Raw genomic sequence first — 20,795 nt, 5'->3', positions numbered from 1 at the left:
ACCCTCTATTCAGCCGCTGCGGCGGTGTCCGTGTCGGGACGCGCCAGCGCGATCAGTTCGCCCTTGTGGGCCTGGATGAAATCGTGCGCCGCCTGCATGCAGGTGCGTCCGTAATTGATCACCCAGGTGTCGCCCGGGTGGGTGTGCTCTTTGCGGAGCCGATCGAAGTCGTCGAGAATGGTGCAGACCTGTTCCAGCCGCTCGTTGAGGCGCTGCTCGACGAGCGACGCCGGCAATTCCGAGGCAAAGCGCAGGAACAGCAGGAATTCGCTGCGGAACTCGTCCTCGCCCAGCTTCTCGAACATCGAATTGATGAAATAGGCCCGGCCCGCCTGGGTGATCACGTAGATCTTCTTGGCCGGCTTGCCGTCCTGCTGCTCGACCCGGCTGGTGACGAGTCCGTCTACCTCGAGCTTGGCCAGCGCCGGATAGATCGAGCCGAAGCTCGCGTCGATGAAATAGGAGTATTCTCCCTCCACCGAGAGCTTGCGGATTTCATATCCGGTGGCTTCCCCGTCATAGAGAATGGCCAGGCAGATCGTGCGAACGTTCATTGCAACCTATCGTGCGGACATATGTCGGACTAGGATATGCCGGCCGTATATATGCACCGAAAGCAGATCGCAACAGATCGGGCTGCAAATAAAACGTTAGGCTGCTATGCAGAAATCGCATGCCCCGAAGGGTCAGGCGACAAGTCTACGCATGATCTCGGCAGCCTGAACGGCAAGTGAACGGCTTGCGGCTGCAACAAAGTAAGCATTCAGGAAGCTGTTTTCGACGTGGCCACAGTCGAGCGCCGTGCCGTCCATGTTCAGAACGGCGCCCCCCGCCGCCTCCAGCACGGCCTGTCCGGCCGCGGTGTCCCACTCCGATGTCGGGGTGAAGCGCGGGTAGAGCTGCGCCTTGCCGTCCGCCACCAGGCAGAACTTGAGCGACGAGCCGACCGACACATCCTCGGTCACGTTCATCGTGTGGCAGAGTTCGGTCAGCGCGGCATGCTTGTGCGACCGGCTGGCGACAATCCGCAACGGCGTCGCCGACACCGTGTCGATGCGGCGGCGGTCAATGATCTGGCCACCCACCAGCCTGCCGGCCATCGCGCCCTCGGCTGCGGTCCAGAAGACGTCGCCAGTTACGGGCGCGAGCACCACACCCAGTTTCGGCGCCCGCTGCTCGACCAGCGCGATGTTGACGGTGAATTCGCCGTTCCGCTTGACGAATTCCTTGGTTCCGTCCAGCGGATCGACGATGAAAAACCGGTCTCCAAGCACCGGGATATCGCCGGCGGAGACGCTTTCCTCGGCCAGCACGGGGAGGCCAAGCGGCCTGAGATAATCGAGGATGACGGCCTCGGCCCTGGCATCGGCTTCCGTCACCGGCGATCCGTCCGCCTTGCTGTTGGCTTCGAACGGCCGGCCGTAGACCTCGAGAATAACCTCGGAGGCCGCAATGGCTGCCGCCAGCATCGTCTCGATGATCATGTGATGGTGACGTCCAGTCCGAGGTCGAGCGGCGGTGCCGCCATGGTAATCTGGCTGGTCGAGATATAGTCGACGCCTGTTTCGGCAATCGAGCGCACCCGGTCCAATTTCACGCCGCCGGAGGCCTCGAGCCGCGCTCGCCCCGCATTGAGGTTCACCGCCTGGCGCAACATGTCATTGTCCATGTTGTCCAGCAGCACGATGCGCGCACCGGCCTCCAGCACCTCGTCGAGTTCGGCAAGCGTCTGCACTTCAATCTCGATGGCCACCAGATGTCCGGCAAACGCCCGCGCCGCCTTGTAGGCGGCAGCGGCACTGCCTGCCACGGCAATATGATTGTCCTTGATCAGGATGGCGTCGTCGAGGGCGAAGCGGTGGTTGGAGCCGCCGCCGCAGCGAACCGCATATTTCTGGAACGCCCGCAGTCCCGGCGTTGTCTTGCGCGTATCGCAGATCCGCGCCGACGTGCCCTCGATGGCATCGACGAAGCGCCGGGTCAGCGTGGCAATTCCCGAGAGATGATTGAGGAAGTTGAGCGCTGTCCGCTCCGCCGACATCACCTGCCGTGCATTGCCCCAGACCCGGCCGACGATCTCGCCGGCCTCGACCCGGTCGCCATCCCGGTGGCTGGCCTCGAACGTCACGCCGTCGCCGATCAGCCGGAAGGCGCAGGCCACCAGTGGCAATCCGGCCAGTACCCCCGGTTCGCGCGTCGCGAGCGTCGCGGTGGCCGAAGCATCCCTGGGCAGGGTCGCCTGACTGGTCAGGTCGCCGGCCAGCCCGAAATCTTCGGCAAAGGCCGCACGCACGGCCTGCTCGATGAGCAGGGGAGGGATTTCGCCAATGTTGAGCGCGCTTTTCACGGCGCCGGTTTACGCGCGGGCCGCAGCGCTGGCAAGAATTTCCGCTGATCCGGAGTGCCCCGGCATCGCTATTCCGCCAGTTCCGTCTCGCCGCGCCGGGCCCGCCGGTTCTGCCGCGCGATCCGGAACCGCATCACCACGCCGCGAACCAGCACATAGAAGATGCCGAATGTGAGCAGGCTCAGGGGGATCGCGCCGACCGACATGGTCTTGATCGCCGGCAGCAGGGTGTCGAGCGTATTCAGGCTGAAGCCGGAATCGAGGATTTCGGCGGCCTGCGCATCCGCCAGTTCGGCCGGCGCCTGCGACGATCCGAAAAACCCGAACAGCACGTTGCCCAGCGAATAGGTGGCCGAAAAGATGATCGGAAAGGTCAGCGGATTGCCCACGGCCGTCCCCAGCGCCGCCGCCAGCATGTTGCCACGCACCACGAAGGCGAGCACGAACCCCAGCACGAAATGCAGCCCGATAAACGGGAAGATCGAGACCGCCGCACCCGAGGCGAAGCCGGCGGCAATCGCGTGTGGCCCGGCCGACAGGCGCAGCACCTTGTTCTTGAGATAGGTCACATAGCGGCGCAAACCCATCCTGGGCCACACGGCATTGCGCACTCTCTCCGCTAGGGGGCGCTTTCGTTTGGCCAAGCCTTGTGTCTCCTCATTGGTCGTCTGAGCAAATCCTACTGAAGTTCGCAGCAGACGAAAGCACTAATGCGGCCGACGCTGCCCGGTGCGACGCTTTGGCTGCCCTTGTGGGCGCTAGACAATCTCGTAGGGCACGATCGACCGGCGTTCCGGCCGCACGGCGATCTCCGCCGCAATTGGCGGCACGGCACGCTGCGGGCAGTTGCGCCGCTCGCAGATGCGGCACGAAATGCCGATCGGATCGAACGGCGCCCGCCCTAGATCGAGCCCGTCGGCATAGACCAGCTTGCCGGCGTGGCTGACTTCGCATCCCAATGCATAGGCATAGCGCCGCGTCGTCCCGTGATAGCCGCCCATCCGCTTTTCCGTCCCCCAGGCGAGGCAGAGATAGCGATTGCCATCGGGCGTCTCGGCCAGTTGCCGGATCATCTCGCCGCGCGCCTCGAATGCCCGGTGCACGTTCCACAGCGGACAGGCCCCGCCGAACCGGGCAAATTGCAGCGATGTCGCCGAGTGGCGCTTGGTAATGGTGCCGGCCGCGTCGACCCGCGCGAAAAAGAACGGCACGCCCCGCTCCCGCGGTCGCTGCATGGTCGAGAGCCGGTGCGCCACCTGCTCGAGGCTGGCGCCAAAGGCGTGTCCCAGTTCCTCGATGTCGTAGCGCACCGCCTCGGCCGCCTTCAGAAACCGTCCGTAGGGCATCTGCAGCGCCCCGGCGAAGTAGTTGGCAAGTCCCATCCGGGCGATCTCGCGCGCCTCGGCGGCAATGAAATTGGCCTGTTCCACGATCCTCGAGATCAGCGTGGTCTGCTCGATTTGCGCCAGATGATTGGCGATCTGGAAGAACTGCGTCGCCGGCTCCAGCCGCAGGTTGATGGTGAGCGTGCGCGTCGCCCGGTCGAAACTGCGGATCAGGTCGGGCTGCGACGGCACCGTCAGGCTGACCTTGAGATCGTGCGTGTCGCGGCAATAGTCGATCAGGCGAGCCAGCCGGTTCGGGCCGAATTCGCCGATCTCGGCCGCCAGGTCCTCGGCGGCCCGGTCGAGCGGATCAACATAGTTGTCGGCATAATGGAAGAAGTCGCGCACTTCCTCATAGGCCGTCTTGATGCCGCTCGACGGATCGCGCGTCAGCACCGCGTCCACCCCCGCCAGTCGCTCGGTGGTCTTGCGATAGGCTTCGTAGAGCCGGAGCAGGGCGCGCGCCGTGTCGGGCGCATTCACGCTCATGGTCTTGAGCTCCTGCAGGTTCGGCACGGCCTCGCCAAACAGCGGATCAGCCAGCGCCTCGCGCAGATCGGCCAGCAGGCGATCGGAGGAATCGGTCATCAATTCCGAGAGGTCGAGGCCGAAGCCATCGGCCAGCGCCAGCATCACTGAGGCCGTCAGCGGCCTCTGGTTGCTTTCCAGCTGATTGACGTAACTGGTTGAGATATCGAGCCGGATAGCCAACTCGGCCTGGGTCAGCTGATGCTGCGCCCGGACGGCTCGAAGCTTGGCTCCGGCAAAGACCTTGCGTGCCGCCATTTCACAACTTCACAACATCACATTGCATCGAGTGTGTTTTGTAACATCTTTGCCTTTTCCTGTCTCGCACCCTTGAAGAGAACGGGTTAGGCTCCAGCACGACGGTGAGGCGACGGGGCAGGAGACTTCATGCAGAACATCATCGAAGCGCTGGACGGGCGGCGCGAGGAAGCCCGGTTGGGCGGTGGCCAAAAGCGCATCGATACCCAGCATGCCAAGGGCAAGCTCATCGCCCGCGAACGCCTCGATGTGCTGCTCGACCCCGGCAGCTTTGAAGAATACGACATGTTCGTCACCCACCGCGCGGTGGATTTCGGCATGCAGAAGACCATCATCCCCGGCGATGGCGTGGTCACCGGCTGGGGCACCATCAATGGCCGGCTGATCTATGTGTTCTCGCAGGACTTTACCGTCTTTGGCGGCTCGCTGTCCGAAACCCACGCCAAGAAGATCTGCAAGGTCATGGAACTGGCGGTGCAGAACGGCGCCCCCATCATCGGTCTCAACGATTCCGGCGGCGCCCGCATCCAGGAAGGTGTCGCAGCCCTTGGCGGCTATGCCGACGTCTTCCTGCGCAACGTGCTGGCCTCCGGCGCCGTGCCGCAGATTTCGGTGATCATGGGCCCCTGCGCCGGTGGCGCGGTCTATTCACCGGCCATGACCGACTTCATCTACATGGTCAAAGACACCAGCTACATGTTCGTGACTGGTCCCGATGTGGTGAAAACCGTCACCAACGAGATCGTCACCCAGGAAGAGCTCGGCGGCGCCTCGACCCACACGAAGATCTCCTCGGTTGCCGATGCGGCCTTCGACAACGACATCGAGACCCTGCTCGAGGTCCGGCGCCTCGTCGATTTCCTGCCGCTCAACGCCAACGAGAAGGCGCCGATGGTCGCCACCAACGACCAGATCGACCGCGCCGAACTCAGCCTCGATACCATCATCCCCGACAGCGCCGCCAAGCCCTATGACATGCGCGAGGTGATCCACAAGATCGCCGATGAGGCCGATTTCCTCGAAATCCAGAAGGACCATGCCGGCAACATCCTCACCGGCTTCATCCGCCTCAACGGCTCGACTGTTGGCGTCGTCGCCAACCAGCCGCTGGTGCTTGCCGGCTGTCTCGACATCAACTCGTCCAAGAAGGCGGCGCGCTTCATCCGCTTCTGCGATTGCTTCAACATCCCCATCCTGACGCTGGTCGACGTCCCCGGCTTCCTGCCCGGCGTGGCGCAGGAATATGGCGGCATCATCAAGCACGGCGCCAAGCTGCTCTTTGCCTATGCCGAGGCGACCGTCCCCAAGGTCACCGTCATCACCCGCAAGGCCTATGGCGGCGCCTATGACGTGATGGCCTCAAAGCACATCCGCGCCGACGTCAATTATGCCTGGCCCACCGCCGAGATCGCCGTCATGGGCGCCAAGGGCGCCACCGAAATCCTCTACCGCTCCGAACTGGGCGACAAGGACAAGATCGCCGCCCGCACCGCCGAATACGAGGCTCGCTTCGCCAACCCCTTCGTCGCCGCCGAACGCGGCTTCATCGACGACGTCATCCTCCCCCGCGAAACCCGCCGCCGCGTCGCCCGGGCCTTCGAGGCGCTCAAGAACAAGAAGCAGTCGATGCCGATGAAAAAGCACGACAATATTCCGCTATGAGGGGGATCATGCCACGACCACCGGCAGACACCCTCCCCCTTGCTGGGAGGGATGGGGAGGGGGGAGCCAGGCGCTCCGGACTGGCAAGGAAGCTACGCGCCAACCCCACCGCTGCGGAAGTTCGCCCCTGGCGTTTGTTGCAGGGGGGGGACCAGCGCGCCAATCCCGAAGAGGGCCACGATTGATGATCTCCCTCATCGCCAATCGCGTCGAGGTCGCCCGTCGCCTCGTCAAGGCGACGAGGCGCTGGGGCGTCCCAGTCGTGCAGGGTGCAGACGACTTGGTCGCTGGTCCATCCCGCGCCGCAGCCTACCTCCGTGACCGCAGCGTGGGGACTCGGGAACCGCTAGTTCCGCTGGTCGGCGTAGTCGTCGACGAGGTTGTCGACAATGTTGCCGGCCCATTTGCGGATGTCGTCCGTGAGGTAGGTCTCGGACCGGCGGTTTCTGTTGGCCGCCATCAGCAGGGCCTCGTCAAAGACCTCGGGACTGACGTCCGCCTGGGCTTCTGCCAGTTCCCCCGCTTCTGTATTCTTGAGTTGATAGGCCTCGAACAGCGCGGTCCAGAGGCCGCTGGCCTCAATCGCTTCGAGCGCGTCTTTGAGCGCGTCAAGCTTGGCCTCTTCGACCTCGTCCTCCTTCACCTCGGTCTCAGGATCATCTGCAGGGATTTCGAAGTCGGCGATCTGCCTTTGCAAGTCGGGAAGCCTCACCTCCTTCAGCCCGAGATCGTCGAGCATTTTGCGATAGGCGACTACAGCATCGAGGTAGGCCTTGTCGGCCGCCTTGGCTTCGGCTTCCGCCTTTTCCAGCGCGACGCTGGCGATGATGAACTCGCGAATGCCGTCCATGCGCGGGTCGGAGCTGTTCATCATGCCGTTGATGTTGCGCCTGAGCGAGTTGAGCCCGTCCAGTTCGGCCTTGAGGTTGCGCGTGCGTTCCCGCGGCGTCTCGCCTTCGAGGCTGGCCACCGCTTCTGTGGCGCTCTTTATTCCCCGCGACTGGTTTTTTCCGCTCTCATCGGAGCCCGAGGCGGACGCGGTGCCGTTGCGCGAAGATCGGCTGTTTCCATTGTCACTGCCCCCGCCGCCGTTGCCGTTGCCATTCCCGTGGTCGCCGCTATTGCCGTGATCTCCACCACCACCGCTATTCCCGCCACCTCCGCCATTGCCGCTGCCCCCTCCATTGCCGTTTCCGTTGCCGGCGATCGCGGCCGCTGCCGAAAGAATGGGCAGGTCGGGAAGCATCAGCGGTCCGGTAAGCAGCGCCAATGTGCTGGCCGAAAGGATGAGCGTGCGGCGAAGGCGGTTTGTCATTCTGGTGGTCCCTTTTGGCAGTCAGGTGTGAAGTCGCCCCAGCACGTCCATCGGCGGTTAAGGTCACCCTGCAAGGATCGGTCGGTTTCTATCTATCGGGGCCTATCGGGACTTGAGGCGCCAGCCGCTACCGACCAATGGCCCTACCGGGCCAACGGTCAACGTGATGCACTCGCCACCGTAAGAAAGAACAGCTGAATGTTCTCCTCCCTCCTCATTGCCAATCGTGGTGAAATCGCCTGTCGGGTCATCAAGACGGCGAGGCGCATGGGCATCCGGACCATCGCCGTCTATTCCGACGCCGACGCCAATGCACTGCATGTGAAAATGGCCGACGAGGCCGTGCATATCGGTGGCTCGGCGGCGCGCGACAGTTACCTGTCGATCGACAAGATCGTTGCGGCCTGCCTGCAGACCGGCGCCGAAGCGGTGCACCCGGGCTACGGCTTCCTCTCCGAGAATGCCGCATTTCCGGCGGCGCTTGAAAAGCATGGCATCATCTTCGTCGGCCCGCCGTTCAAGGCTATCGAGGCGATGGGCGACAAGATCACCTCCAAGAAGCTGGCGGCCGAAGCCGGCGTCTCCACCGTCCCCGGCCATATGGGGCTGATCGCCGATGCCGCCGAGGCGGTGACGATTTCGCAGTCCGTCGGCTATCCGGTGATGATCAAGGCCAGCGCCGGCGGCGGCGGCAAGGGCATGCGCATTGCCTGGAACGACGCCGAGGCCAGGGAAGGCTTCGAGCGCTCGAAGTCCGAGGCCGCCTCGTCCTTCGGCGACGACCGTATCTTCATCGAAAAATTCGTCACCGAACCGCGCCATATCGAAATCCAGCTGATCGGCGACCAGCACGGCAACGTGCTCTGGCTCAACGAGCGCGAGTGCTCGATCCAGCGCCGCAACCAGAAGGTCATCGAGGAGGCGCCGTCGCCGTTTCTCGATGCCGCGACGCGCAGGGCCATGGGCGAGCAGTCGGTCGCGCTGGCCAAGGCGGTCGGCTACACCTCCGCCGGCACGGTCGAGTTCATCGTCGACAAGGATCGCAACTTCTATTTCCTCGAGATGAACACCCGCCTGCAGGTCGAGCATCCGGTGACCGAACTGATCACCGGCCTCGATCTCGTCGAACTGATGCTGCGCGCCGCCTCGGGCGAAAAGCTGCCGCTCACCCAGGACGACGTGACGATCGACGGCTGGGCCATCGAGAGCCGGCTCTACGCCGAAGACCCGTACCGCAACTTCCTGCCGTCCACCGGCCGCCTGACGCGCTACAACCCGCCCGACGAAAAGCAGACGGCCGACCTCGTCGTCCGCAATGATACCGGCGTCTACGAAGGCGGCGAAATCTCCACCTTCTACGATCCGATGATCGCCAAACTCTGCACCTGGGCGCCGACGCGTTCCGATGCCATCGACGCCATGGCTGTGGCGCTGGACCAGTTCGAGGTCGAGGGTGTCGGCCACAACATCCCGTTTCTGTCGACCGTCATGGCGCAGGAGCGCTTCAGGGAAGGGCGGCTCACCACCGGCTACATTGCCGAGGAATTCGCGGAGGGGTTCACCGGCGCCACGCTGTCCGATGACCTGCTGACGCATCTCGCGGCGCTCGCCTGCTGCTCGGCCTATGCGCTGGAGTCGCGCGGCTTTGCCGATGGCTCGACCCTCAACATGCACAATGCCAGCAATTCGCGCGCCGTGCTGATCGGCGATCAGCGCTGGGACTTCGCTGTCCGCGCCGACGGCATCGAGTACTGGCTGACCATGCCGGGCGGCAAGAAATTCCTCGTCGAAAGCGGCTGGCGCCCCGGCTTCAGCCTGGCCTCCGCCCGCGTCGATGGCGAACTGCACCATGTGCGCATGGATCGGCTCACCTCGGGCTGGCGCATGCGCTATCGCGGCGCCGACATCACCGCCCGCGTCCTGCTGCCCGGCGCGGCCGACCTGATGCCGCTGATGCCGGTCAAGATCCCGCCCGACATGAGCCGCTTCCTGCTCTGCCCGATGCCGGGGCAGGTGGTGCGCATCGACGTCGCCGAGGGCGACATTGTCGAGGACGGCCAGCCGCTGGCCATCGTCGAGGCCATGAAGATGGAAAACCTCCTCAGGTCCGAAAAACGCGCCCGCGTCAAATCCATCCGCGTCAAACCCGGCGCGGTCCTGGCGGTGGACGAGGTGATCCTGGAGTTCGAGGCGATATGAGCTCGATGTTTCTGACGACGGACGTCCCGCCCCTCAAGGGTGAGGGAAGAAGGGCTGAGCGACCTGCTGCGATGCATGCTCGATCCCCGGGCCTGACTTCTCCCCTTGCGGGAGAAGGTGGCGCGCAGCGCCGGATGAGGGGTCTGCGGTGCCTGCAAGACACCCCTCATCCGCCCTTCGGGCACCTTCTCCCGCAAGGGGAGAAGGCATGGGGGGACACAGATGTCTGACAGGACCAGAGACTGGCAAACCATCGCCAAGAAGGAACTCCGCGATACCCCCCTGAACGCCCTCGATCGCGATTACGGCACCTTGCCCGTCGCCCCGGTCTATTTCGAGGCGCCGTCCGATCCCGGCATCCCCGGCGTCGAGCCCTACACCCGCGGCGTGCGCGCCACCATGTATGCCAACCGCCCGTGGACCATCCGGCAATATGCCGGCTTCTCCACGGCGCGTGAGTTCAACGCCTTTTACCGGCAGGCGCTGGAGAAGGGCCAGAAGGGGCTCTCGGTCGCCTTCGATCTCGCCACCCATCGCGGCTATGACAGCGACCATCCGCGCGTCACCGGCGATGTCGGCAAGGCCGGCGTCGCCATCGACACTGTCGAAGACATGAAGATCCTCTTCGATGGCATTCCGCTCGACCAGATGTCGGTCTCCATGACCATGAACGGCGCCGTGTTGCCGGTGCTCGCCATGTTCATCGTCGCGGCCGAGGAGCAGGGCGTGCCGCAGGCGAAACTCGAGGGGACCATCCAGAACGACATCCTCAAGGAGTTCATGGTCCGCAATACCTATATCTACCCGCCCGAGCCGAGCATGCGCATCGTCGGCGACATCATCGCCCACACCGCCGAGCACATGCCGAAATGGAACTCGATTTCCATTTCCGGCTACCACATGCACGAGGCCGGTGCGACGGCGGTGCAGGAACTGGCCTACACCCTTGCCGACGGCATCGACTATGTCCGCGCCGCCCAGGCCCGCGGCCTCGATATCGACGCCTTCGCCGGCCGCCTCAGCTTCTTTTTCGGCATCGGCATGAACTTCTTTCTGGAAGTCGCCAAGCTGCGCGCCGCACGTACCCTGTGGTCCAGGCTGATGACCGATCTGGGCGCTAAAGACCCGCGGTCAAAAATGCTGCGCACCCATTGCCAGACCTCGGGCGTCTCGCTCACCGAGCAGGATCCGCACAACAACATCGTCCGCACCACCATCGAGGCGCTCGCCGCCGTGCTCGGCGGCACGCAGAGTCTCCATACCAACTCTTTCGACGAAGCCATTGCGCTGCCGACGGAATTTTCCTCGCACATCGCCCGCAACACGCAACTCATCCTGCAGCACGAGAGCCGCGTCACCGATGTCGTCGATCCGCTCGGCGGCTCCTACTACATCGAGTCTCTCACCGCCGATCTGGTGGCAAAGGCCTCCGAACTGATCGCCGAAGTCGAGGCCATGGGCGGCATGACCCGCGCCGTACAGTCAGGCGTGCCCAAGCTCGAGATCGAGAAGGCCGCCGCCATCCGCCAGGCCCGCGTCGATCGCGGCGAGGACGTCGTCGTCGGCGTCAATCGCTATAGGCTCGACAACGAGGCTCCCGTCGAGGTGCGCGACATCGACAACGCCAAGGTCCGCGCCGAGCAGGTCGAGCGCCTCGGCGACGTGCGCCGCACCCGCAACGAGGAGTTGTGCCGGTCCATGCTCGCGGCGCTGCGCGAATACGCCGCCAAGGATGAAGGCAATCTCCTCGCTGCCGCCATCGAGGCAGCCCGCGCCCGCGCCACCCTTGGCGAAATCAGCCAGGCGCTGGAAGATGTTTATGGCCGTCACCAGGCCATCACCCGGGTCATCTCCGGCGTCTATGCCGAAGGTTATGCCGGTGACCCGCAATTCACGGCTCTGACTGACCGTATCGAGGCGTTCAAGGCAGGGCAGGGGCGCCCGCCCTCGCTCTTCATCGCCAAGATGGGTCAGGATGGCCACGATCGCGGCGCCAAGGTCATCGCTTCGGCTTTCGCCGATCTCGGCTTTGATGTCCACATGGGCGATCTGTTCGAGACCGCCGCCGAAGTCGCGCACCATGTCGAGGTGCTCGGCGTCGACGCGGTCGGCGTCTCCTCGCTCGCCGCCGGCCACAAGACGCTGGTCCCCGAACTCATCGCCGAACTGCGCGCCAAGGGCCTCGGCGACACCACGATCATCGTCGGCGGTGTCATTCCCGAGCAGGATTATGCTTTCCTGCGCGAGGCCGGTGTGGCCGAAATCTTCGGTCCCGGCACCAATGTGCTGGAAGCCGCTTTCTCGGTGCTCGGCCAGATCGAGGGCAGGATAGGGAACAGATGATGTTGCAACTCCCCCCTCCCATCCTCCCCCACAAGGGGGGAGGTGTTTCCAGCGTGTGGGGCACCATGGCGCCGCATTCACCGGCAGACACCCGCCCCCTCCGTGGGGAGGGTTGGGGAGGGGGTCTTCCCAGGGCCGCGGAGCTTGCCCCATGATCGGCCGTCTCAACCACCTCGCCATCGTCGTCCCCGACCTCAAGGCCGCAGCGGCAAAGTATCGTGACCTGCTGGGCGCCGAGGTGCATCACCCCCGCGACCTCCCCGAGCATGGCGTCACGGTCGTTTTCGTCCAGCTGGCAAACACCAAGATCGAGCTGATGACGCCGCTCGGCGAAAACTCGCCGGTGGCAAAATTCCTCGCCGAGCATCCATCCGGCGGCATGCACCACATCTGCTATGAGGTGCCCGACATCGCCAGCGCCGCGGAAACGCTCACTGCCGGCGGCGCCCGCATCCTCGGCGACGGCCGCCCCAAAACCGGCGCCCACGGCCTGCCGGTACTGTTCCTCCATCCCAAGGATTTCGACGGCACGCTGATCGAGCTCGAGGAAGTCAAACCCGACCTGCAGCCCGCATAAGTCGGCGTCCCATGGCTTAGCCCTCTTCTACCCCCCGCACCGTCATACTCGGGCTTGACCCGAGGACCTGTTCCTTACCTTGCGCCTGAGTTTGCATGGATCCTCGGGGCAAGCCCGAGGATGACGGCGTTCGGGGACAACGAGGAGCCACGACCTCGTCCTTCGACAAGCTCAGGATGAGGTCTAGTTCGGAAGACGGGGCTGAGCCTGTGAGCTCTGTCGAACCACGAGGCGGGCGCGCCTACCCCAACTTCACCACGAACCGCGCAGTAAAATCACCCTCCCACCACATCGGGAAATTCGTCCCCCACTTGTTGTTGTGGAGGTTGAAGCGGATGCCGGCCGAGAAGTCCGGTGGCAGTTTCTCGAACGGAAAGAACGGCGACCCCGCCGGGGCCACCAGTGGCGTATCGAGCGGTGTGATCTCGAAGCCGTCGCCGCGCACCCGGGACACCGCCTGCAACTGTCCGCCGCCGGATGCCGCAACGCGATCCGCCGGCTGCCATAGCCCCATCTTCTCGAACATCCACGTCCCCGCATCTGCGGGCGTGAACGTCACAAAACTCGCCTCCGGCATGCGGTTGGCGGGCTTGCCGGTCAGCCGCACCGAAATCTCCAACCGCTCCGCGTCCAGCGCCCGAAACGCATAGTCGACCCGCGCCGGCGCCCCGAGCGTGGCATGCGCCCTGGCGTCCATAGCGCCATCAAGGGCAGGGGCGTGGCGCGCCGATGTCGCCGTCGTCGCGTTCTCCAGCCCGGGCTTGGCATGATCGAGGATCGCCCATTCCTCCCGGTGCGTCAGATAGCTGTCCATATGCGCATCGACGTCGCTCTGGTCGTAACTCTCGTAGCGATAGCCCAGCAGGCTGCCATCCAGGCCGACGATTGTCGCGCCACCCGGCGCGGTGATCGAGGTTACGTCGCCATAGGCGCCGCGCTCGACGCGCCAGCCCGCAGCCTCGACAGGAGCCTCGACGGTCTCGGCCCGCTGCCGGTCCTCTGCAGTGAGTTCGGCAAGAGCGCTGTCGAGATAACCGCGCTGCTCGGCCCACGACTGCTCGGCATAGGCAAAGCGATAATCGCTGGCGCGCAGCTTTTCGAAGTCCGCGCGGTCCCATGCCGTGGTGTCCCGCAGGTAGGATTTGATATCGACGCCCCAGGTGTGCTCGGCCACCATGCTCAGGCCACGCCCGAAAGCGCGCCGCTCCGGCGTCAGCCCTTCGGCCGCGAACGCGTCGTAGAGGCGCTGCAATGCCAGGAAGCGCTGCATCTTGTGCGGATCGGTTGCCGCGCCGTGGATCCAGCTGTCGCCCAGTTCGATATCGACAACGGGGAATTCGTCCCGCCGCGCCCAGAGCAGGTCGCCATAGGCATCGAGCGTCGAGGCCGCCACCTCGGCGCCTGGATAGTGGCGGGCCATGTCGCGATAGACCTCGGCCGTCTGCGGCACGCTCTGCGGGCCCATATTGTCATTGGTATGGGCGAACGACAGCCCCGCCTCGAACCCGTCTGGAAAGTGCGTCGCGCCATAGCTCTTCTGGTACATCACCACCACTTGGCTGCCGTCCGGCGCCTGCCAGCGGAAGATGTCGGGCACATCCGGTGGCGGCGACGCGGTGTTCACGCCCAGATGCAGAAATTTCACGCCGGCCTCGGCCAGCAGCGGCACGATCCCCAGTGTGTGTCCGGGCACGTCCGTCATCTTGGCAGCGGTCGTTGCCTTGCCGAAGCGCCTGTCCAGTTCGGCCGAATAGCTGAGACCGGCGCGGAACAGGTCCGGGCTCATCAGCTCGGAATGCGTGGTGAAGGGCAGGGCGTGCCAGCGGATCAGTCCGCGCTCGATCGCCCGCTCCAGCTTTGCGACGCGATCAGCCGGTTGCGAACTGAGGTGATCCCAGATCAGCCAGGCGCCGGTCGTCCAGATGAAACGCGGCCGATTGGAGTCCTCGGCAAAGAAGTGCTCCCCGGTCTCGATGGCCTGCGGAATGAAGCGCTCGTGATACTGCGCCCGCACCTTGGCGGCATGGTCGGTAAAGCCGATGTCGAGATGTGTCTTAAAGACGAGATGGATGTGGCGCTGCGGCATGGTGGCGTCCTTCACCCCACCGTGCCGCGCACGACGAGGCTGGTCGAAATGGTTTCGGTCATCGACGGCGAATGTGGCGACTTCAGGCGGCGCAGGATCAGTCGCATCAGCGCCCGCGTCCGGTCCTGCAGGTCAAACCGCACCGTCGTCAGGTTGTAACTCCTCCAGTGCGCCTGGTTCACATCGTCGAAGCCGCAGACCATCACGTCGCCCGGCACGCTCATCCCCAGGTCATGGCGCAGCGCATCCATGGCGCCAAAGGCGCTGACGTCGTTGACCGCAAAGACCGCGTCCGCGCCGTCGCCAATCCGGAACAGGTCGATGGTCGCCCGATAGGCGGTGTCGTAGGAATAGTCGCCGGCAACAATCACGGGAGGCTCGAGCCCACGCTCGGCGGCAATCGCGCACACCATGGCCTGACGGGCCCGCGCCGCCAGCGAGCCGGCCACGCCGCCAAGAAAGGCGATCCGCCGTGCGCCATAGCCCTGCATCAGCGCCAGTGCCTGCTCGACCCCGTCGCGCTGCAGCACGTCGAGCCGGTCCGAGAGCGGCGCATCGCTGCCCCCGCTCTCGTCAGGCGCGCCATCGAACGGATAGCCGACATAGATCGGCACCGCCCGTTCCAGGACCTGTGACAGCACCTGCGGCCGCACGTTCTCGGCATAGGCGATCACCGAGTCCGGGTTGAACCCCTTCATGTAGGTGAGCATGGCTTCGTCGAGTTGCAGGTCGCCGCGCGTCCGGAACAGCAGCGTGGCGAACCCATGCTGCTGCAGCAGGCTGGTCATGGCGTCGATCTCCTGCGCCTCCCAGGGGGCCGACACGTCCGGCACGATAAGTGCCACCAGGTGCGAACGGCCGGTGACCATCGAGCGGGCTGCCATGTCAGGTGTATAGTTCAGCTCCTGCGCCACCTTCAGTATCCGGTCGCGTTTTTCCGGCTTGATCGAGGCGTGCGGGTTGAACGCCCGGCTCACCATCACCCGCGAGACTTCGGCGGCGCTGGCCACCATTTCGGCTGTTGCGCGGCGCGCCGGAGCTTTCATCGGTTCAGTCAAAATCTTCTCATTTTTGCAAGCGTGTGCAAGGATATGCTGATGCAAGGCGGACACTCGATATCCGGCAGAATATCCACAGTTTGCATTTTTCGCTACTTCTATTGCGGTTTTGTGACTATTGTCGTCACGTCGACGCAACGGCCGAGGAGGCGTTGGTGTCGATCGTGCGAGCATGAAATGAAAGCGTGTTCATGCTTCTGTCACGTCAGGGAGGTATGGCTCGGAATATGCAGAGGCCGGCACGGCCCGCATCCGAGCTCTAGAAGGGAAGGCGCCTTACAATGAAACTGGGTATCGCCACGGGCCTTGCGGCCATCACCATCGCACTGTCGTCCTCGACGGCGTTTTCAGCCGATCTGCGTATCCTCTCGGCTGTTGCCGGCGGCAAGGACGCGGCCGAGCACGAACTGTTCGTCAAGGAACTCGAAGCACACCTCGGCATGGATATCGAGATGGTCAAGCCCGAGTCCGACTACAACAATGTGCTGTTCACTTCGCTCGCCAGCGGCGAACAGTACGATCTCGTCTATGGCGACTCCGGCATGCTCGCCACGTTTGTCGAGCAGGGCGCCATCACCGACCTGACCGATCGCGTTGCGGCGTCACCGGTCCTCTCTGACACGGCCGTCATTCCGGCTGCCGAGTGGGCGCTGTTCGACATGGATGGTCACAAGTGGGCCGTTCCCAACAAGTTCGAGGGCGGCACGCTGCCAACGGTCCGCCAGGACTGGCTGGAGGAATTCGGCATGGCCGACCCGGTCACGCTGGCCGATTGGGAAGCCTATTGGCGCAAGGCCAAGGAAGTGAAGGGTGCCTACGGCATCTCCACCGCCGGCCTCTATGACATCCAGGGCTTCATGTCCGCTGCTGGCGTCAAGTACGGCTACGTCATGGCCGACGGCAAGCGGACCGTTCCCTACGCCACGCCGGCTGCTGCCGAAATCTATGACTGGTTCGCCAGCATGTCCAAGGAAGGGCTGGTTGATCCGTCCTTCCCCACCAACGGCTCGGGCGATTTCCGCAGCCTGTTCATGACCGACCGCGTCGCCACCGTCACCTACTGGGACGCCTGGGTGGGTCTGTTCAACAATATCATGGCCACCGACCATCCCGAGTCGACGTTCGAGGCCAAGGGCGTCAACGGCGTTCCCGGTCCGGACGGCAAGGTCATCCTGCGGCGCGGCGCGGCCTCGCTGTGGTTCGTGCCGGCCAACGCCCAGCACGTCGACAACGCCATCAAGTTCCTCGAGTTCTGGCACTCCGAGCCGGGCTACCTGATGGGCACGCTGGGCATCAAGGATGTCGACTACACCGTCAATGCCGATGGCAGCTACGCGCTCACCGACCAGGGCAAGGCGCATGGCATGGATCACGGCGCTCCGCGCGTCGCCTCCACCACCTGGCAGAACCCGTTCGGCATGCTGCCCGGCGTCAAGGAAGCCCAGGATATCGTCCTCGCCAATGCCAGCATCGAATACATGCCTGCCGGCTGGTCCGACGCGCAGACCATCGTGCAGAAATACGCCTACCCGGCCATGCTCGGTGAAATCACCGGCGCCGAAGCCGTCGCCAAGATGGACGAAGAGCTCCGCGCTGCCGGTCTCATCGATTGATCTGATCCTCCCTGGGTCCGCGGGGCATCGTCCCGCGGGCCTCCTTTTCCGAGGCTGATGATGGCGATCGATACTCCTGCATCAGGGCCGGCGGCCCCACCCCTCTTGCGTCGCAGCCGCTGGGCCGAAACCCGGCGCAACTTGCGTCGGCACTGGGCGCTCTACCTGCTGATCTCGCCGGTGCTGCTCTACTTCGCGGTTTTCCTGTTCTACCCTATGGCGCAGGGCATCTATATCTCTACCCAGAAGGCTGGCCTCCTGGGTCCGGTCGGCTTCATCGGCCTGGAGAACTACCGCAAGATCTTCTCCAGCCCCGATGTCTGGCGCGCCACCATCAACACAGTTGTGCTGGCCACCGGCATTACCCTCTTCGGCACATTCATGCCGCTGATCCCCGCCATCGCGCTGGCCGAAATCACCCCCATGTGGATGCGGCGTACCTTCCAGACGGTGATCTACACGCCCTACCTGCTGTCCTGGGTGATCATCATCGGCATCTGGGGGAACACCCTCTCGCCCATCGGTCTGGTCAATTCGGTGCTGATCGGCCTGGGCATCATTGATCAGCCGATCCTCTTTTTTGCCCATCCCGACTGGGCCCGGCCGCTGCTCGTCGGCCAGACCGTCTGGCGCGACATGGGTTTTCACGCCCTCATCTATTATTCGGCGCTGCTGTCGCTGAACCCGGACACGGTGGACGCCGCCGCCATCGATGGCGCCAATGGGCCGCAAAAGATCTGGTACATCGTCATCCCGCATCTCCGCCCGATGATCGCGGTCGTCTTCATCATCATCCTGCAGGGGTCGCTGCACACTTTCGACTCCGCTTTCCTGATGCTGAACGGGAGGACGGCCGACCAGATCACCACACTGGCCATCTATTCCTATCAGCGCGGCCTGCTGCAGTTCGATCTGGGCATGGCCAGCGCCGCTGGCGTCGTGCTGCTGGCGCTCTGCCTGATCGTTGCCGCGATCACCCGCATCGCCCTGCCCAACGCTACGAGGATGTGAGCATGCTGCGCAGCCCCGCCATCCGCATTGCCTCCTGGATCGTGCTGGTCCTGCTGGCCGGTACCATGCTGGTGCCGCTCTGGAGCGTCGTCGCCACCTCCTTCACCACCAAATATGCCAGCCTGCAGCCGGGCATCCAGCTCTGGCCGGAACCGTTCTCGCTGGAGGGCTACCAGACCCTCTTCAACCGGCTGAATTTCCTGCTGCCGTTCTACAACACCATGCTGGTGACCGCCGTCGGCACCACGCTGCACGTGCTCCTCGCCGGTTTCGGCGGCTATGTGCTGGCGCAGGAAAACCTGCCCGGACGGCGGCTGATCGCCAGCATCATCGTGGTCACCCTGACCATTCCCTCGCACGTCATCCTTGTGCCGCTCTTTGTGGTCTTCAAGCAGTTGCACCTGCTTAACACCATCTTCTCGCTCTTTCTCTCGGGCACGGTCAGCGCCTTCTCCATCCTGCTCATGAAGGGCTATTTCGAGCAGGTGCCGAAGCCGCTGGTCGAGTCGGCCCAGCTCGATGGCGCCACCACCTTCGAGATCCTTCGCTATGTCTATGTGCCGCTGGCGCTGCCCGGCATCGTCACCGTGGCCGCTTTCCAGATCGTCTATCGCTACAACATGTTCATCGAGCCGCTGCTCTACATCAACGACACCAACCTCGCGACGCTGCAGATCGCCCTCAAGTCCGTGATCCTGAGCGAGGGCTCGACATCCACCAATGACTACATCGCTCCCAACGTCATGATGGCGGGCATTGTGGTGGCGCTGATCCCGCTTCTGGTCTTCTATCCGATCATGCAGCGCTTCTTGCTGCGCGGTTTGACCGTTGGAGGCGTCAAGGAATGATCGCGATATTGTCAGGAGTGGCGTGGCTCCCCGCCCGCTTCCCAACCTCTCCCACAGAGGGGGAGGGTGTCTGCCGGTGGCATTGGCACAATCGTGTCTCAAACTCGACCTGCACCTCCCCCCTTGTGGGGGAGGTTGGGAGGGGGGACGCCACTTGAGCCAGACCATCACTTTGCAGGTGACCCCCGCGGACCAGGCGGAGAGCCCCTATTTCTACGTGCCGGTCGAGGTCCCCGTCGGCACCACCCGCATCGATGTCGTCCTCGCCTATCCCAAGGCCGCAGATTGCATCATCGACCTCGGCATGTTCGATCCCGGCATGGGCGATTTCCCGTCGCAGGCCGGCTTCCGCGGCTGGTCAGGCGGCTTTCGCGATCGCTTCTTCGTCGCCACCGACGACGCTACCCCGGGCTACATCCACGGCCCTATGCCGGCCGGCGCCTGGAACATCATTCTCGGGCTCTACAAGCTGCCGCCCGGCGGCGCCGAGGTCACCCTCAGCATCGATCTGGACGACGCCCTGAGGGGCACCACGCCGCAGCCCGTCCGTACCGAGCCGGTGCGCGTCGGGGCAGGGTGGTACAAGGGCGACCTGCACTGCCACACCTACCATTCCGATGCTGCCGGCTCGCCGGAGACACTGCACGCTGCGGCGCGCCAGGCCGGGCTCGATTTCCTCGCCATCACCGACCACAACACCATCAGCCAGCGCCGCTACTTCCATCCACAGTCGACGCCCGACCTGGTGTTCATGCGCGGCATGGAGATGACCACCGCCACCGGCCACGCCAATATCTACGGCGTCGACGACTGGATCGACTTCCGCATGACGCGGCCGTCGGACGCCCACATCCTCGCCGACGAGGTGCATCGCCGCGGTGGACTGCTCTCGATCAACCACGACAAGCCACCCATCCCGTGGGAGCACGAGTGGCCTGACGCCGACTGCATGGAAGTGTTCCACGAGCCCTGGCTGCACTGGAACTGGGTGACACTCGAGCGCTGGCAGGCCCGTCTCGCCTCCGGCATGCGGCTCCCCGCCATCGGCGGCAGCGACTATCATCAGCCCGCGCAACTGCAGCCCGAGGGTCCGCTGGTACTGGGCCGCCCCACAACCGTCTTCTGGCTCGAGGAACTCTCCGAGAGGGCGATCCTCGCCGCCATGCAGGTCGGCCGCGGCTACATGACCGAAAGCCCGACCGGTCCACACATCGCCATCAAGGTCAATAACGTGCCCATGGGCGGCACCGTCACCCACCCCGAGACCTGTCTCGCTGAGGTGCGCGGCGCCAAGGGCGACACGCTCGTCTGGATCGACGCCAGGGGCACTCTCACCGAGCAGCCCATCCACTCCGACGATTGCCTGCTCGAACTCGCCATGCTGGACGGTGCCGAGACATTCGTTCGCGCCGAGATCGTCGCCCGGGCCAGTCGGGAGCGGCTGATCGACGAGATGCTGGCCGCCCACGATCCGCGCCGCATCGACGCCTATCTGCAGGACACCCGCATCGCCGACCAGCCCATCCGGCGCGCCATTTCAAATCCCGTCTACATCCAAGGATGAT

16 protein-coding genes are annotated in these 20,795 nt (G+C 64.3%); 8 read left to right on the top strand and 8 right to left on the bottom strand.

Annotated features, from left to right (window positions below):
- Positions 1-5: 5 nt before the first annotated feature.
- The 5 genes from AC0L4C_RS17585 to AC0L4C_RS17565 form a co-directional block, all read right to left on the bottom strand.
- Positions 6-554 carry a helix-turn-helix transcriptional regulator gene (locus AC0L4C_RS17585; protein ID WP_473401011.1) on the bottom strand — a complete coding sequence of 183 codons (549 nt, stop codon included), beginning with the start codon at positions 552-554 and terminating at the stop codon, positions 6-8.
- Between the two features lie 132 nt (positions 555-686).
- Positions 687-1,484: a 3'(2'),5'-bisphosphate nucleotidase CysQ gene (cysQ, locus tag AC0L4C_RS17580; RefSeq protein WP_473401010.1), complete on the bottom strand. Its 798-nt coding sequence runs from the start codon at positions 1,482-1,484 to the stop codon at positions 687-689.
- The gene (nadC, locus tag AC0L4C_RS17575; RefSeq protein ID WP_473401009.1) at positions 1,481-2,347 is read right to left on the bottom strand and encodes a carboxylating nicotinate-nucleotide diphosphorylase; all 867 of its coding nucleotides are present in this window, start codon (positions 2,345-2,347) and stop codon (positions 1,481-1,483) included. Before nadC ends, cysQ begins: the two co-directional genes overlap by 4 nt.
- 68 nt (positions 2,348-2,415) lie before the next feature.
- The gene (locus tag AC0L4C_RS17570; RefSeq protein ID WP_473401008.1) at positions 2,416-2,934 is read right to left on the bottom strand and encodes a DUF2062 domain-containing protein; all 519 of its coding nucleotides are present in this window, start codon (positions 2,932-2,934) and stop codon (positions 2,416-2,418) included.
- A gap of 171 nt (positions 2,935-3,105) precedes the next feature.
- On the bottom strand, positions 3,106-4,518 hold the full coding sequence (locus tag AC0L4C_RS17565) for a helix-turn-helix domain-containing protein (RefSeq protein WP_473401007.1): 1,413 nt from the start codon (positions 4,516-4,518) through the stop codon (positions 3,106-3,108).
- Between the two features lie 129 nt (positions 4,519-4,647).
- On the opposite strand from AC0L4C_RS17565, the gene AC0L4C_RS17560 reads away from it, so the two are divergent.
- Positions 4,648-6,180, top strand: a complete 1,533-nt coding sequence (locus tag AC0L4C_RS17560; RefSeq protein WP_473401006.1) for an acyl-CoA carboxylase subunit beta — start codon at positions 4,648-4,650, stop codon at positions 6,178-6,180.
- 346 nt (positions 6,181-6,526) lie between these two features.
- On the opposite strand, the gene AC0L4C_RS17555 is transcribed toward AC0L4C_RS17560, so the two are convergent.
- Positions 6,527-7,495, bottom strand: a complete 969-nt coding sequence (locus AC0L4C_RS17555) for a hypothetical protein (RefSeq protein ID WP_473401005.1) — start codon at positions 7,493-7,495, stop codon at positions 6,527-6,529.
- A 198-nt stretch (positions 7,496-7,693) separates the two neighbouring features.
- Here AC0L4C_RS17555 and AC0L4C_RS17550 point away from each other — a divergent pair, with 198 nt between their 5' ends.
- The 3 genes from AC0L4C_RS17550 (at position 7,694) to mce (ending at position 12,614) form a co-directional block, all read left to right on the top strand.
- Positions 7,694-9,694: an acetyl-CoA carboxylase biotin carboxylase subunit gene (locus tag AC0L4C_RS17550; protein WP_473401004.1), complete on the top strand. Its 2,001-nt coding sequence runs from the start codon at positions 7,694-7,696 to the stop codon at positions 9,692-9,694.
- 222 nt (positions 9,695-9,916) lie between these two features.
- A complete protein-coding gene (gene scpA / locus AC0L4C_RS17545) occupies positions 9,917-12,037 on the top strand; it encodes a methylmalonyl-CoA mutase (protein WP_473401003.1) in 2,121 nt (706 codons plus the stop codon).
- A 151-nt stretch (positions 12,038-12,188) separates the two neighbouring features.
- Complete coding sequence (gene mce, locus AC0L4C_RS17540; protein WP_473401002.1) at positions 12,189-12,614, top strand: methylmalonyl-CoA epimerase; 426 nt, start codon at positions 12,189-12,191, stop codon at positions 12,612-12,614.
- 241 nt (positions 12,615-12,855) lie between these two features.
- Here mce and AC0L4C_RS17535 read toward each other — a convergent pair whose 3' ends face one another.
- Together AC0L4C_RS17535 and AC0L4C_RS17530 are read right to left on the bottom strand one after the other, a co-directional pair.
- Positions 12,856-14,700: a DUF5054 domain-containing protein gene (locus AC0L4C_RS17535; protein WP_473401001.1), complete on the bottom strand. Its 1,845-nt coding sequence runs from the start codon at positions 14,698-14,700 to the stop codon at positions 12,856-12,858.
- 11 nt (positions 14,701-14,711) lie between these two features.
- Positions 14,712-15,758, bottom strand: coding sequence for a LacI family DNA-binding transcriptional regulator (locus AC0L4C_RS17530; protein WP_473401000.1), 1,047 nt, complete (start codon positions 15,756-15,758; stop codon positions 14,712-14,714).
- A gap of 281 nt (positions 15,759-16,039) precedes the next feature.
- Here AC0L4C_RS17530 and AC0L4C_RS17525 point away from each other — a divergent pair, with 281 nt between their 5' ends.
- From AC0L4C_RS17525 to AC0L4C_RS17510, 4 genes are all read left to right on the top strand, one after another.
- Complete coding sequence (locus AC0L4C_RS17525) at positions 16,040-17,371, top strand: ABC transporter substrate-binding protein (protein WP_473400999.1); 1,332 nt, start codon at positions 16,040-16,042, stop codon at positions 17,369-17,371.
- A gap of 141 nt (positions 17,372-17,512) precedes the next feature.
- On the top strand, positions 17,513-18,382 hold the full coding sequence (locus tag AC0L4C_RS17520) for an ABC transporter permease subunit (RefSeq protein ID WP_473400998.1): 870 nt from the start codon (positions 17,513-17,515) through the stop codon (positions 18,380-18,382).
- Positions 18,383-18,384: 2 nt separating this feature from the next.
- Positions 18,385-19,230 (top strand): carbohydrate ABC transporter permease, encoded by an 846-nt coding sequence (locus tag AC0L4C_RS17515; RefSeq protein WP_473400997.1) that lies wholly within the window; start codon positions 18,385-18,387, stop codon positions 19,228-19,230.
- A gap of 154 nt (positions 19,231-19,384) precedes the next feature.
- Positions 19,385-20,794 carry a CehA/McbA family metallohydrolase gene (locus tag AC0L4C_RS17510; protein ID WP_473400996.1) on the top strand — a complete coding sequence of 470 codons (1,410 nt, stop codon included), beginning with the start codon at positions 19,385-19,387 and terminating at the stop codon, positions 20,792-20,794.
- Position 20,795: the final 1 nt, after the last annotated feature.

The organism is Devosia sp. J20-27 (assembly GCF_055808595.1).
This window is presented reverse-complemented; position numbering and strand designations above follow the sequence as displayed.